The organism is Rhizobium sp. CF122 (assembly GCF_000282035.1).
In the GTDB taxonomy this organism is placed as follows: domain Bacteria; phylum Pseudomonadota; class Alphaproteobacteria; order Rhizobiales; family Rhizobiaceae; genus Rhizobium.
In genome coordinates this window covers 20558-32876 of sequence record NZ_AKKA01000080.1, presented here as the reverse complement: position 1 = coordinate 32876, position 12319 = coordinate 20558, and the positions used below count along the sequence as shown (strand labels likewise).

The 12319-nt window shown below is 60.3% G+C and carries 12 protein-coding genes, 1 tRNA gene and 1 pseudogene; 5 read left to right on the top strand and 9 right to left on the bottom strand.

Annotation, left to right across the window (positions count from 1 at the left end; translation table 11 throughout):
- Window positions 1-43: 43 nt before the first annotated feature.
- The 3 genes from PMI09_RS19550 to purU form a co-directional block, all read right to left on the bottom strand.
- Window positions 44-238 carry a hypothetical protein gene (locus PMI09_RS19550; protein ID WP_007529092.1) on the bottom strand — a complete coding sequence of 65 codons (195 nt, stop codon included), beginning with the start codon at window positions 236-238 and terminating at the stop codon, window positions 44-46.
- Between the two features lie 519 nt (window positions 239-757).
- Window positions 758-3685, bottom strand: a complete 2928-nt coding sequence (locus tag PMI09_RS19545) for an aminotransferase (protein ID WP_007798329.1) — start codon at window positions 3683-3685, stop codon at window positions 758-760.
- A 108-nt stretch (window positions 3686-3793) separates the two neighbouring features.
- Window positions 3794-4678, bottom strand: coding sequence for a formyltetrahydrofolate deformylase (gene purU / locus PMI09_RS19540; RefSeq protein WP_007798326.1), 885 nt, complete (start codon window positions 4676-4678; stop codon window positions 3794-3796).
- A 354-nt stretch (window positions 4679-5032) separates the two neighbouring features.
- Here purU and PMI09_RS19535 point away from each other — a divergent pair, with 354 nt between their 5' ends.
- A complete protein-coding gene (locus tag PMI09_RS19535) occupies window positions 5033-5365 on the top strand; it encodes a hypothetical protein (protein WP_007798321.1) in 333 nt (110 codons plus the stop codon).
- A 1-nt stretch (window position 5366) separates the two neighbouring features.
- Here PMI09_RS19535 and PMI09_RS19530 read toward each other — a convergent pair.
- Window positions 5367-5692, bottom strand: a pseudogene (locus PMI09_RS19530) (DoxX family protein); the annotation flags it as partial.
- A 59-nt stretch (window positions 5693-5751) separates the two neighbouring features.
- On the opposite strand from PMI09_RS19530, the gene PMI09_RS31595 reads away from it, so the two are divergent.
- Together PMI09_RS31595 and PMI09_RS32555 are read left to right on the top strand one after the other, a co-directional pair.
- The gene (locus PMI09_RS31595; protein WP_007798318.1) at window positions 5752-5928 is read left to right on the top strand and encodes a hypothetical protein; all 177 of its coding nucleotides are present in this window, start codon (window positions 5752-5754) and stop codon (window positions 5926-5928) included.
- A 21-nt stretch (window positions 5929-5949) separates the two neighbouring features.
- On the top strand, window positions 5950-6078 hold the full coding sequence (locus tag PMI09_RS32555; protein WP_007798315.1) for a hypothetical protein: 129 nt from the start codon (window positions 5950-5952) through the stop codon (window positions 6076-6078).
- 267 nt (window positions 6079-6345) lie between these two features.
- Here the strand turns inward: PMI09_RS32555 and PMI09_RS19525 are convergent, their stop codons facing one another.
- The 3 genes from PMI09_RS19525 to PMI09_RS19515 form a co-directional block, all read right to left on the bottom strand.
- Window positions 6346-7248, bottom strand: coding sequence for a HEPN domain-containing protein (locus PMI09_RS19525; protein ID WP_007798312.1), 903 nt, complete (start codon window positions 7246-7248; stop codon window positions 6346-6348).
- A 944-nt stretch (window positions 7249-8192) separates the two neighbouring features.
- Complete coding sequence (locus PMI09_RS31415; RefSeq protein ID WP_007798309.1) at window positions 8193-8336, bottom strand: hypothetical protein; 144 nt, start codon at window positions 8334-8336, stop codon at window positions 8193-8195.
- Between the two features lie 174 nt (window positions 8337-8510).
- Window positions 8511-8595: transfer RNA gene (locus tag PMI09_RS19515), tRNA-Leu, on the bottom strand.
- Window positions 8596-8771: 176 nt separating this feature from the next.
- Between PMI09_RS19515 and PMI09_RS19510 the strand changes: the two genes are divergently transcribed.
- A complete protein-coding gene (locus tag PMI09_RS19510; RefSeq protein ID WP_007798306.1) occupies window positions 8772-9200 on the top strand; it encodes a BA14K family protein in 429 nt (142 codons plus the stop codon).
- Window positions 9201-9202: 2 nt separating this feature from the next.
- Here the strand turns inward: PMI09_RS19510 and PMI09_RS19505 are convergent, their stop codons facing one another.
- Window positions 9203-9499 carry a SelT/SelW/SelH family protein gene (locus tag PMI09_RS19505; RefSeq protein WP_007798303.1) on the bottom strand — a complete coding sequence of 99 codons (297 nt, stop codon included), beginning with the start codon at window positions 9497-9499 and terminating at the stop codon, window positions 9203-9205.
- Between the two features lie 117 nt (window positions 9500-9616).
- Between PMI09_RS19505 and PMI09_RS19500 the strand changes: the two genes are divergently transcribed.
- Complete coding sequence (locus PMI09_RS19500) at window positions 9617-10357, top strand: type 1 glutamine amidotransferase (RefSeq protein WP_037083603.1); 741 nt, start codon at window positions 9617-9619, stop codon at window positions 10355-10357.
- 34 nt (window positions 10358-10391) lie between these two features.
- Here PMI09_RS19500 and PMI09_RS19495 read toward each other — a convergent pair whose 3' ends face one another.
- The gene (locus PMI09_RS19495) at window positions 10392-12314 is read right to left on the bottom strand and encodes a glycoside hydrolase family 127 protein (protein ID WP_007798297.1); all 1923 of its coding nucleotides are present in this window, start codon (window positions 12312-12314) and stop codon (window positions 10392-10394) included.
- Window positions 12315-12319: the final 5 nt, after the last annotated feature.

The following is a 12319-nucleotide window of genomic DNA, read 5'->3' as shown; positions in this document are numbered from 1 at the left end:
GGTCTGAAATCCGTCAAGGCTGGTTAGGCCGTGCTTCATGCTCTCAGGCATGGATGGGCTTCGGGTGACGGCGGGTCATCAGATCATGGATAGCGAGCTTCACTTCCGCCGGCGAGCTGAAATGCTGCTCGTCCAGATCGTGAACGTGAAACTTCACTGCGATGAACTTCAACCGGTTCTCATCCGGGATGACGATCCCGACGGGAACACCTGCGTACTCGATTACTTCTTTTTTCATGCGTAGAACTCCTGCCGCGCGGTATGCGCTGGCGATGGCGAATTGACTTGTCTGATTCCGTAAAGGTGGACGAAGGTCACATTCGACAGTTCGGGCGGGAGAGGGCGCCCGGACGGTCATTGCCAAGCACGGATCGCCCAAGGAAATTGGCGAGAGTATCGATGTCAGTCATGTCTCGTTCCTTTCTCTGGCGTTGCGCTTGCTTGAGGCCCTGGTGTTCCAGGGCCGGCGACGACTGCGCTATTAATCTACTTCATTGGTAGACTATACATCGCAGTCTGTCAGAAACATATTCCGAAACATGTCAAAAAATCGACCATTCGGAAAATTTCATTCCATCATGCTCGAATTAACTGCAAGAACCCTATCAAGTCTTTGTGCAATTCGCGTGACGGTCCGAAGCTCTCTTTCGATCACGGAGCAGACATAGGAAGTGCTGCTGATTCCGGCAATGGGGCATTTGATTAAAAGACGGAAAACCTCGAAATGACCGAAATGGTTAACGCTGCCACAAACGGCCTACCACCCCTGCGAGAGCACCTTTTCCAGCATGTCGACGAAGAAATCGGCACTCTCGACTGTCAGGCAGAGCGGCGGCTTAATCTTCAACACATTCAGGTGATCGCCAGTCGGCTGCATCAAGACGCCAAGATCGAGGAGTCGGGTGCAGATTGCCGCGGTCTCTTCGGTCGCCGGCTCCAGCGTCGTTCTGTCGCGGACCAGTTCGAGGCCAAGATAAAGTCCCATGCCATGCACGGCACCGACGAGCGGATAGCGTTCGATCAACGCCACAAGACGACCCTTGAGGTGATCGCCGACATCGCGCGCGTTCTCCTGCAGACCTTCATCGGCCATGATATCGAGCACCGTCATACCGGCCACACAACTGACCGGGCTGCCGCCCGTGGACGAAAAGAAATAGCCTTCCTTCTCCAGTGAACCGGCGATGGCCCTAGTCGTGATCACAGCGCCGAGTGGATGCCCGTCTCCCATACCCTTCGCGACAGTGATGATGTCGGGGACGACGCCCTGCTGCTCGAAACCCCAGAAATGGTGCCCAAGCCGTCCGTAACCCACCTGCACTTCGTCGGCGATGCAGACGCCGCCACGAGCCCGGACCTGCCCATAAACCGCCGCAAGGTAACCGTCCGGAAGCGAAATTCCGCCGGCATTTCCAAAGACCGGCTCGGCGATGAAGCCGGCCAGCCCCTCGCCTTTTGCGTCGATGGCCTCAAGGACCTCAACGACCGCTTCCAGGTAGTGGATCGTTGATTCCGACCCACGGAAGGCACCCCGATATGTATTTGGCGAGAGAACGGCATGCACCCAGTCGGGCCGCGTCGTCATAGCCTGTGGGTTGTCGGCGATTGACGTGGAGACTGCGTCACTCGCAACCGACCAGCCGTGATAGGCCTCGAGAAGGCTGAGCATCTGTTTGGCGCCGGTGTGAGCCCAAGCAAGCCGTAGCGCGAGGTCGTTTGCCTCCGATCCGCTGTTGACGAGGAACACCGTGTCCAGCCCCTCCGGGGCAAGTGACGCAAGGCGCTCCGAAAATTCGGCAATGGCGGCATAGTGGAATCGCGAATTGGTGTTCAGCCGCAGCAACTGTTCGCTGATCGCTTCGGCCAGGCGCGGGTGGCCATGGCCGAGGATCGTGACGTTGTTGAGCATGTCGAGATAGGCGCGGCCTTCGACATCGAACATATGCTCTTTCCAACCGCGCTCCATCTGCGGCGGCATCTCGTAGTAGTTCTTCTGCGGCTTTGCGAGATGGGCCTGCCTGAGCGCAAACAGTTCCGCCGACACCGGCTTCCGCGCATTCACATCGGGGCCGAGAAGGGCGGCTGGCGACGGACACAGTTCAGACCAGGCGACCGCTTCCTGCGGGGCGCAAAACAGCGGGGGCTCCGCGCCTTGCAGGGTGGAGAGCTGCACGCGCAGTCCACCGAGAGAGCCGTCTTCGCCAGAGACGGTCCCGATCGACTGCCCGGCTTCGACCTCTGCTTCATCCTCAAGCGACGGCTCAATTCCGTCGAGATGAAGGCTGATGCCCTCGCCTGCCAGAACGAAATGGTGGTTCTTCCAACTCACCTTCCCGGCGAATGGAGCAGCAACCGTGGTGCCGCCTGCGAGGCAGATGTCGGAATGCAGTGTGAAGGTTGAAGACGGGGCGGCGCTCCGAAGCTTCGAGCGCGACAATCGGTATTCACCGTAGCGCGTCGCCGCGGTACCGGTCTCCGTCGCCGCGCGGGCAAGCAGCCGCCAATCCATGTCGGCCTGCGACCAGTTGCCCGCGGCAAAATGCGGACTCTGGACACCGAGATCGACGAAGGAAATGGTCGCTGGATCGACATCGGGTAACAGCGGATGCCAGTTCTCCGACGACAGCGCGGCCGTTTCGATACCGACTGCCTTGAGGACAGCGATCTCCATGAGTTCGAACGGAACGGATACCGCCGTATCGAATATGCGGCGCTCAAGTTCGAGATTGCCGCGAACATAGTCGTTCTCGGGGTCGATCGAGATCTGCTGCTCGCTGCTGGCGACAAGAATGACGGCGCGGGCAACGACCAGTGGCCAGAGCGCCCGCAGCTCTTCTTCCGTGAGCGGATAGACCTCGTGATATGCCTTTACCGCAGGAAGAATGTAGAGCGGATCGCCATCTGCCTGATGCAGCAGTGAGGCGCAGGTGACCGCCAGATCCCCGATCAGCCAGCCGCGGATGATATCGCCGAAATCGATGACGCCGTCTGGGACCAGGTGGCCGCGATCGTCGCGACGGCTGACGACGTTGTCGCCGGTCACATCGTGGTGCACGGCCTGCAGACGCAAGGATGGCGCCAAGGGTTGGATTCGCCGCACGGCTGATACCATCGTCTTGGCGATGCGATCGCGCGCAGCGCTGTCGGTGATCGCCGACAGCAGCTGGACGGCGACTGGACCGGCACGGCGCAAATCCCATTGCAGGCTGCGATCGAGACCGGGATGCGTGAAATCGGCCAGCGACTGCGCCAGGCGTGCGCAGAGCCCCCCAAGTGCCGCGACCGACTCCTTCGGCAGATGCTTCCGATGCGTCAGCCCCTCACCTTCCAGATATTCCAGAAGGCGAACCTGATAGGTCTGATCGCGGACGGTGACAGCAACGATGTCCTGGGCGTCGGTCGACGGGATCACCCGCGGGACGCGCGGTGCACCCTCCTTCGTACTGATGTGGTGGATGGCCGCGTTCTGCGCCTCGAGCTCCAGCGTCGCGTACGCCACGTGGCAGATCTTCAGCACGTAGCGCCGCTCGTCCGTATCCAGACGATAGTTGCGGTCCTGTTGGCTGCCGAGCTCAGTGATCGTACCCGACAAGCCATAGCGCGACTGAAGAATGTCGCCAGCTTCCGCGGCGCTCACGTCAGGGCGTGGCAACGTCGCGCGATCGGCAAGCGTCTCGTCAGTCATGGCATCCCCCGCGGCATGATTCGATTTTGCAGACTAAGCAGATAATCGAATCCTTGCCACCGGCAAGCGAGGAGATCTCACTCACTCAACGGCAACCCGCCGCAGCGATCAGCCCATGCGCTCGGAGGCATAGCTGCCCGGGCTTGCGGGAAATACGATCGTGCGGTTGCCGTTCAGGAAAACGCGGCGATGGATATGGGCATGGATGGCACGCGCCAGCACCTGGCTCTCGACGTCCCGGCCGATAGAGACATAGTCGTCCGCACTCTGAGCGTGCGTGATGCGGGCCGTATCCTGCTCGATGATTGGGCCCTCATCGAGATCCGCCGTCACATAGTGCGCCGTGGCACCAATGAGCTTCACGCCGCGCTCATAGGCCTGCTTGTATGGGTTGGCGCCCTTGAAGCTTGGCAGGAAGGAGTGATGGATGTTGATGATCCTGCCCGACATCTTGCGGCACATGGCGTCGGAAAGGACCTGCATGTAGCGCGCGAGCACGATCAGTTCGGTGCCGGTCTGATCCACGAGGTCGAGGAGCTGAGCCTCGGCCTGCGGCTTGTTTTCCTTCGTCACCTTGATGTGGTGGAACGGGATATCGTGGTTCACCACAACCTTCTGATAGTCGAAATGATTGGAGACCACGCCGACGATATCGATCGGCAAAGCACCGATCTTCCAGCGGTAGAGCAAGTCGTTCAAACAGTGGCCGAAACGGGACACCATCAGAAGCACCTTCATGCGGCTGTCGCCAGCATGGATTTCAGCATCCATTTCGAATTTCTCGGCGACCGGCTTGAAGCCTTCTTTCAGTGCCGCAAGGCCCACACCTTCTTCTGAAATGAAGCTAACACGGGTGAAGAACTTGCCGGTATCGAGGTCGTCGAACTGCGACGAATCGACGATGTTGCAGCCTTGATCCGCCAGGTAGTTCGCAATCGCCGCAACGATCCCGCGCGTCGACTTGCACGTCACCGTCAATACATAGCTCGTCATCTGTTCCGTCCTCTCGCGCCGCCTATCGGCCGGCTGCTTAGATCAAAGCGAAAGTCACGGATAGAGCACCGCGCCTTCATTCGTGCAACTATTTGCAAGAGAAACCGTCAGAACCTTGCAGGCCCTTGCGTCTCCCCGTCGCGACCAACTTACGGCAGAGCACGCAAAACTCCGTTCCGCTTGCGTCGTCAAGACGCGTATCCCCGCCGTACGCAGCACCGCATGCAACTCACCTCGACGAAGTCACGTTTTCGAGATGACGGCCGACAGAGTGATCCGCTTGCTTGATGCGGATCGCAGTTGCGCCTACATCCACGAAGAAAATGAAGTCCGATATCCGGCGAGGCGCCAAATATGCGGTTCGCAAGAGCGTTGTTGATAGCCATGGCCGCCGGCGCAAGCCTGGCGCCGGGAGCGAGCTTTGCCACGGACTGGCGGCGCGCCGGCGAAGCACAGACCCAGTCGGTCTATCCCTACGCGAACCTGCCGGGCGTCAAGGCACGGCCGGAGCCGAAGGACGAAGAACAGTATGACTGCCGGACGGAGACGCGGCCGCTTCGCCGCGGATACGATAAGATCTTCCGTACCGGCGGGCTGCCGACCCTCGTCTATGTCTGCGATCGTGACGGCGTGGAGAGCGTCGGGACGCAGGTGCCGCGGCGCGGACACTATCAGCCGGTCCGCTGAGCTATCGGGCGGCGTCGCCAAAGTGGCGCGCGATCAGGTGGTCGATCGATGGTCGCCCTGGCCCCCCCGCCATGATCACGAGGAAGCAGACGGCCCAGGTGCCATGCGTCGGCCAAGCATCGGGATAGACGAATAACTCGATCACCAGTGCCATGCCAAGAAGGGCAAGGGCGGAAAGACGGCTTGCCAGACCGATCACCAGCAGCGTGGGAAGACGTGTTCGGCAACTGCCACCAGATGAGCGCCGATCCAAGCATCGACGAACGGCAACTTGTATTCATTCTCGAACAGGCAGACTGCGTTGTCGGCGACATGCCAGCCATCGATCTGAACTCGGGCCGGTTGTCGACTGGTGCGGCCAAGATGCGCTGATCGTCCGAGCTCATATGAGCGTCGAGGTTCATCGCCTGCCGGCCGGTGGTGCCGCCTATATCGAAGCACTGGCAGCAGGCATGTCGCTTGCCGGTTCGGTCGCGGCGGCTGTTGCGGAGACTCCTGCGTTCTACCTCTCGGCTAATCTCGCCGGTGCCTTACGGACGGACGCATTTTGTTCCGTTCGCTAACTCATGTGTAGAGACACGCCCATGCACGATGAAATCGCGATGAACCATATGCAGGGGCTGACGATCCCGCAGAAACTCTACCGTATGCTGCGGCTGCTCGATCATACCCCACACGACTGCATCACTTTTATCTGCCGATCGCGGCCTTGACTGCAATCGGCAGCCTGATCGGACGTCGTTACCTGCGTTGGTGATGTCTTTTCGCGGAAGAAACAGGAAGCCGTTGTAGCGGCTTTCGCTTTGCAACTCTGGGCCATGCGGCATAATCCTGGCTTACGGCATATGACCGCTCGACAGCGGCTCCGGATAGACTGGATCGTAGCGACGGTGAAGGGGGAGCCGGCGTAGCTTACCTTGCTATCCGGCGGCGCGCGGGCCATCTGCCGGCAACGCCTGCCGTCGGGCCTTCGACCGGCCTTAACTGCGCAGGCGCGCTTCACAGACATCCTTGACGAGAGACTGCAGCACCTTGATCCGCCCGACCAGCCAGGCAAGCTCCTCGGTCGTGATCTCGTAATGCGGCGAGTAACGGGCATCGACATAGGCCCGGTCAAGCCGGGTAAAGCAGCGCCTGGCAAACTTGCTGTCGCGAGGCCATGCCTCCATCATCCGCGGCTCGATACGTTCGGCATGCGTTCGAAGCACGCTGAGCCGGTGCGATTTCGGGGAGTAGAGCGTGAGCACGAGGAGGGCGCAATGATAGGCTTCCTCCGTCGCCTGATGCAGCATGAACGCGCCGTGACGCCAGATGTCGTTGGAGAGACTAAATTCAGCGACTTTGAGTGCATCTACCGACAGCTGGAACCACTGATCAAAATGCCGCTGCGCTTCCGCTCGGGCCGCCTCCGGTGTCAGCGGTTTCGGCGCGGCCAGCGGATGGCCGGGCGTTTCATAGAGCATAATCCCGTCACGGGCGATGTCCATGAAGAACGGCAGTCCCCGCGCCAGCTTGTCGTTGACGTCGGCCAGGCTATGGGCAATCACCTTGGTCGGTGTCTCGAGATGGCCGGTGACGGCGAACTCCCGCGTCAGCCGATCGTCGATCGCCTGCCAGACGTCGTTCTCCTCGGCGAAGCTCTCGACGTTGACGACGGCCAGCAGGTCGTAATCGGAACGATAGCCGCTGTCGCGATCCTCGACCCAATCGCCACGTGCGAAACTGCCAAACAGGATCAGTTTCAGGATTCGGCCGGCGCGGGCTTTGTCCGACAACTTGTTCTTCTGGGCGTCCTCGAACTCCTCGAAGATGATCTGCACGACGCGGCTCAGCTCACGGCGCTTCTTGTCGGGGAGATGATCGAGCTGTTCGAGAATGATCAAGGCAATCTGCCCTTTTAAGTTCTGCAATTACCAATACCGCAATGCGTGAGATTCTCTACTGCCGATGGCGAAAGTGCAAGAGGTGGCAGTCCTTTCCGGGGCGGTGACGACCTTCGGTCGAGCCACGCGAGCGCTTCTTGCACAGAAGCGTAAGCAAGAGATGCACCGCTTCCGTCTCCCAGGCAAAGACGGTCCGCTGCCCGTTGCGAATGAGCGCTGTCTGGCTATACAGAATCGGCCATCGTCTTTCCGGGAAGGGATTCGCTGACGGTAGGGCCTGATGGGCCGCAAGGCACTGTTGATGAATCCGCGCCAGATGGCGATCCACCGATATTGAACGGCCCGGTGCTTCCGTAAGCCATCCGATGCAGGAACCCTCTGAGCCAGATGATCGTCCCCGAACCAGGCCCCTGCTAGATATTAAGCCCTGCGGTAATCACGGGAGAGGCTTGGCAGGAGCCGCCGCGACGCCGACCGTTCCTCGTCCTAAATTGGGGGAGCCGGGGAGGGTGCAGTTCTCAAAGGGGTCTTCATGTGCGCAGAAATGTGCATATACCGTGCTTAGGATTGAGCCGTGCGCGGCGACAATCAAGGTGAGACGCCGTCTCATCCTGATCGTCGCGCTATAGAGCCGAGATTTATATGGCACAGGCTCAGGTAACACCCACGCCTCAACAACAGCCGGTTCACCAACGGCCCTAGGTGTTGCTCAAGGTCCGTCCTGTCCAGTTGCTCCACCCTGTCCGCCTCCAGGAGAAGGGCGGCGGCCTCTTCCTCCAAGTCAACGCCGTATCCCACGACGCTTCTGCCTCGACTTGAAACGTGATCCGCCGGGATGTCTCAAGGTCGGCCAACCAAGACCGATACAATTCGCCGGACAGCGCCACGCATTGTTTATGGTCGGCGAGATCCGCGCGGTAGCCCGAAGGTTGCGGTAGAGGCCTTCAAGATAGGCAATGATTGCTGCCTGCCTTCGCTTCGCCAGCATCTGCCGTGCGTAGGGACAACCGTATGGCCTGCATCTTGTCGGTGATGGTGATGGGAACAGCGTCAGTACCAAGCGGCATTTCGACCGTCATGCCGACCATACTGGCCTTCAAGTCGCTGGGAATACGCTGGATAAATGCGGATTGGCCGAATCTTTTCGCTGCGTCGGCGCCACCAGTTGCAGCCTCATGTTACTCACCTTTGTTACACGGTGTGGTGAGCGCAACTTATTGGAAAGGCCTAAGTATTTGATCTGGATAACGATCAAAATGGAATGGTGCCCAGAAGAGGACTCGAACCTCCACGCCTCGCGGCACAGGTACCTGAAACCTGCGCGTCTACCAATTCCGCCATCTGGGCGACGGAGAGCCATGTACGGGCGTGGCCTCTTGCTGTCAACAGGGTTTTTAAAGTTTTCCTGACAGGCAGCAAAAAACTCGTTGATGCCGGTCTATGTTGACGAGGGCCCAATCTGAGGCAGCGGTAGCGATCGACACAATCGGCCCTATATAAATGCAGCAAGAAAGGATCGTCCGATGTCCGGCCTTCACAAACTCTGCCTGATTGCGCTCTTCTCGCTGCTGCCCAATGCGATCTTTGCGATGCCGCTTGGCGCCTTTTCGCCCGTCGCCGGCCAGTCGGACATCGTCCCTGTGGGGTCGACCATGTGCGATGCGCGCGGCTGCTTTACCTTCGGGCCGGTACAATCGTTCCGACCGTCCTACGTCCAGCCTAACTATCGACCGCCGACGGCCACCGGCCCGACCTACTATCGGCCAGGCGCGCGGGGACCGGCACCGCTTTATTACGATCCGCCGCCAGTGCGCACGGTGCAGCCTAAGACGCAAGGACGACAATTTCACGTCGATTGGTGCCGCAATCAGTATCGGACCTACAATCCGAAGACCGACCGATTCGTGACTTACGAAGGCATCTACAAGACCTGCAATTCACCTTACGACTAGGCTCAGCTTTCCAGCGAGGCGCGGTCGACGTGACCGAGGTCCCGGCCGGGCTCGATGATGTCGCGGACGCGCTGCTTTAACTCCTTCGGACCGGGAAAGCCGCCATCACGCTTACGCTCCCAGATCAGCACGTCATCGACCCGTATTTCGAAGTTGCCGCCAGTCCCAGGAATGAGCGCCACCTCGCCGAGGCTGTCGGCAAAGGTCTGCAGAAGCTCCTGCGCCATCCAGCCGGCACGCAGTAGCCAGTTGCATTGGGTGCAGTAGAGGATCGTCACGCGGGCCTTCTTGTCACTCATGTCAGGTTTCCTTTCGTCATGCCGATTTAAGAACTGCCGAGGCGTGGCGCAATCGATATTGCAATCGTAGAGCGCTTGGTGTTCCTGTCCGAGTCGAAGATCGTATTGGAGATGCTGATGCGGGTCGCCGTCATCGAGAACATGAAGAGCACGCCGCTTGGCTTGCTGGGCGTGGCGCTGGCGGAGGCCAACGCAGAGATTGAGCGCTTCCGTCCCTGGATCGACGGCAAGCTGCCTGCGGGCAGTGCCGGTCATGACGCTCTGGTGGTGCTCGGCGGCGAGCAGAATGCGATCGATGATCAGAACTATCCGTATCTGCCGACGCTTGCGCAATTGATGCGCGACTTCGTCGAGGCCGACAAGGCAGTGCTCGGCATCTGCCTCGGCGCACAGATTCTCGCGCGTGCTTACGGCGCGGAGAACCATCTGAACGCCGGACTGGAGTTCGGCTGGCACGCAGTCAGCAAGTCCAAGGAGGGCCAGACGGATGCACTGCTCTCCGACCTCCCGGACGATTTCACAACCTTCCAGTGGCACAGTGACACGTTTACGCTACCGGAGGGCGCGACGCGTCTCGCCACAAGCGGCCTGACGGAGAACCAGGCGTTTCGCGTTGGACGCGCGGCCTATGGCACGCAGTTCCACTTCGAGGCCAGCGCATCGGTGATCGACAGCTGGAAGGCCGAATTTGCCGCTTCGATCGAGCAGATGGAGCCGGGCTGGCATGAAGGCTATGCGGGGCTTGCTGCCAAGCATGCGAGCGAATCAGATGCAAGCGGTCTTGCGATCGGGCGCAATTGGGTATGCATGATCAAAGCGCAGGCGCGGCGGCAACCCAAGGCAGTCGCCGGCAGATAAAGCCGGCGACGACAGTAGGCGAACTAACGCGGCATCACTCACGCTGGGTCGCGGAACGGACCCAGACGAGCATTTCACCGGGCGCACGATTGTCCCAGAGATGGTAGGGCACGAAACGGGCTGTCGCCTTCTCGGCCGCGGGAGGCCTGGTGCGATAGAGCGTCGCGCCCCAATCCGCCTCATCCTTCGTCACAGGAATATCGAGGGCAATCGCACCACCGAGCTCGGCGATCTCCGCCGTCTTTGCCGCAATGTCTTCGCCAAGCCGGATGCCGTTCAGGCCCGCCCCATTATCCGTTGCCTCCACACAATAGACGAGCGGGCCGCGCATCAGGGCGGCGCGTCCGGCGTCCTGGCGCACCAACGGGTTTGCCCAGAGGGAGCGCGCTTCCAGCGGGATGTCCAGATCGATCTTGTCGCCATCGCGCCATTCGCGTTCGATGCGGGCGTAACCGTCGACGTCGACCGAACCGATGTCGATTGCCTCGCCGTTGACGGCAAGCGTGGCGCCGTTTGCCCATCCCGGGATGCGCAGCGAAACCGCAAACTGCGCCGGCTTGCTCGTCTTGATGTCGAAATGAACAGCACCATGCCAGGGGTAGCGGGTCTTCTGGGTCAGTGCGACATCGGCACCCGCCATCTTGAATCGCGCCCTGCCTTCGCCATAGAGGTGGACGGCGATCTCATCTTCCGCGACCCCGTACATATAGGAGCCGATCGAGGCGAGCAGCCGGGCAATGTTCGGCGGGCAGCAGGGGCAATGGTGCCAAATCCAGCGATGGTGCTTGCCGGCGCTTTCCAGCGGGTTCTCGTAGAAGAACGTCTTGCCGTCGAGCGACAGGCCGGCCATGGCGCCGTTATAAAGCGCCTGCTCCATGATATCGGCATAGCGCCGGTTCGGGCCGCGTCCGAGCATGCGGTTCGCCCAGAAAACCAGGCCGACTGATGCGCAGGTTTCGGCGTAGGCGCTTTCGTTCGGCAGATCGTAGTAGTCGGTGAAGCCTTCGTTGGCGGCCGCCGGGCCGATGCCGCCGGTGACGTACATCTGCTTGGTCGTCAGGTCGTCCCAGAGCGTCTCGAGCGCCCCGGTCAGGCTGTCGTCATTATACTCCGTCGCGATGTCGGCCATGCCGGAATAGAGATACATGGCGCGCACGGCATGACCGACGACCTTCTTCTGCTCGCGAACCGGCTCGTGCGCCTGGCCGTATTCATAGGTCTTCTGATGGAAGTCGGCGGCATCGCGGCCGTCACGAATTGCTTCTTCGGTGAAGAAGTTCGGTTCGGTTCCGCGCTCGTCGATGAAGAACTTGGCAAGGTCCAGATACTTCTTCTCGCCGGTCACACGGGCAAGCTTGACCAGCGCCAGTTCGACTTCCTCGTGGCCGCAATAGCCGGGGATCTTGCCCGGGCCGTGACCAAAGACGGTAATCATGTAGTCGGCAAAGCGGCACATGATATCGAGCAGCTTGCGCTTGCCGGTGGCCTGATAATAGGCGACCGCCCCTTCCATCAGGTGGCCGGCGCAATAGAGTTCGTGATGGTCGCGCAGGTTGGTCCAGCGGCGGTCGGGCTGAACCCGCTGAAACCACGCATTCAGATAGCCATCCTTGTCCTGCAGCTTCTCATACATGTCGACGATGGCATCGACACGGGCTTCCAGAGCGGGATTGGCGCGGCGATAGAGCGAGTAGGCAACGGTCTCGATCGACTTGCCGAAATCGCTATCCCAGAACATTTGCGTAGAACCACCCCATGGGCCGATCGGGATCACGATCCCGGGGCTCGGCTGGTCGATATCGATCGCACGCAACATCCCCGCCTCGACGCAACGGTCGAGCAGCGTTTCAGCGGTGGAATCGCAGATCGCGTCCTGGCGCTCCCCGAAGAGGCCGTGCACATCGACATCAGGCACGGGAAGCGGACGAAACTGGCGGTCTCTTTTCAACTTGTTCATGGCTT

Coding starts and splice junctions, on each gene's coding strand:
- PMI09_RS19550 (WP_007529092.1), bottom strand. CDS start 238: ATGAAAAAAGAAGTAATCGAGTACGCAGGTGTTCCCGTCGGGATCGTC.
- PMI09_RS19545 (WP_007798329.1), bottom strand. CDS start 3,685: ATGACTGACGAGACGCTTGCCGATCGCGCGACGTTGCCACGCCCTGAC.
- purU (WP_007798326.1), bottom strand. CDS start 4,678: ATGACGAGCTATGTATTGACGGTGACGTGCAAGTCGACGCGCGGGATC.
- PMI09_RS19535 (WP_007798321.1), top strand. CDS start 5,033: ATGCGGTTCGCAAGAGCGTTGTTGATAGCCATGGCCGCCGGCGCAAGC.
- PMI09_RS31595 (WP_007798318.1), top strand. CDS start 5,752: ATGAGCGTCGAGGTTCATCGCCTGCCGGCCGGTGGTGCCGCCTATATC.
- PMI09_RS32555 (WP_007798315.1), top strand. CDS start 5,950: ATGCACGATGAAATCGCGATGAACCATATGCAGGGGCTGACGATCCCG.
- PMI09_RS31415 (WP_007798309.1), bottom strand. CDS start 8,336: ATGGTCGGCATGACGGTCGAAATGCCGCTTGGTACTGACGCTGTTCCC.
- PMI09_RS19510 (WP_007798306.1), top strand. CDS start 8,772: ATGTCCGGCCTTCACAAACTCTGCCTGATTGCGCTCTTCTCGCTGCTG.
- PMI09_RS19505 (WP_007798303.1), bottom strand. CDS start 9,499: ATGAGTGACAAGAAGGCCCGCGTGACGATCCTCTACTGCACCCAATGC.
- PMI09_RS19500 (WP_037083603.1), top strand. CDS start 9,617: ATGCGGGTCGCCGTCATCGAGAACATGAAGAGCACGCCGCTTGGCTTG.
- PMI09_RS19495 (WP_007798297.1), bottom strand. CDS start 12,314: ATGAACAAGTTGAAAAGAGACCGCCAGTTTCGTCCGCTTCCCGTGCCT.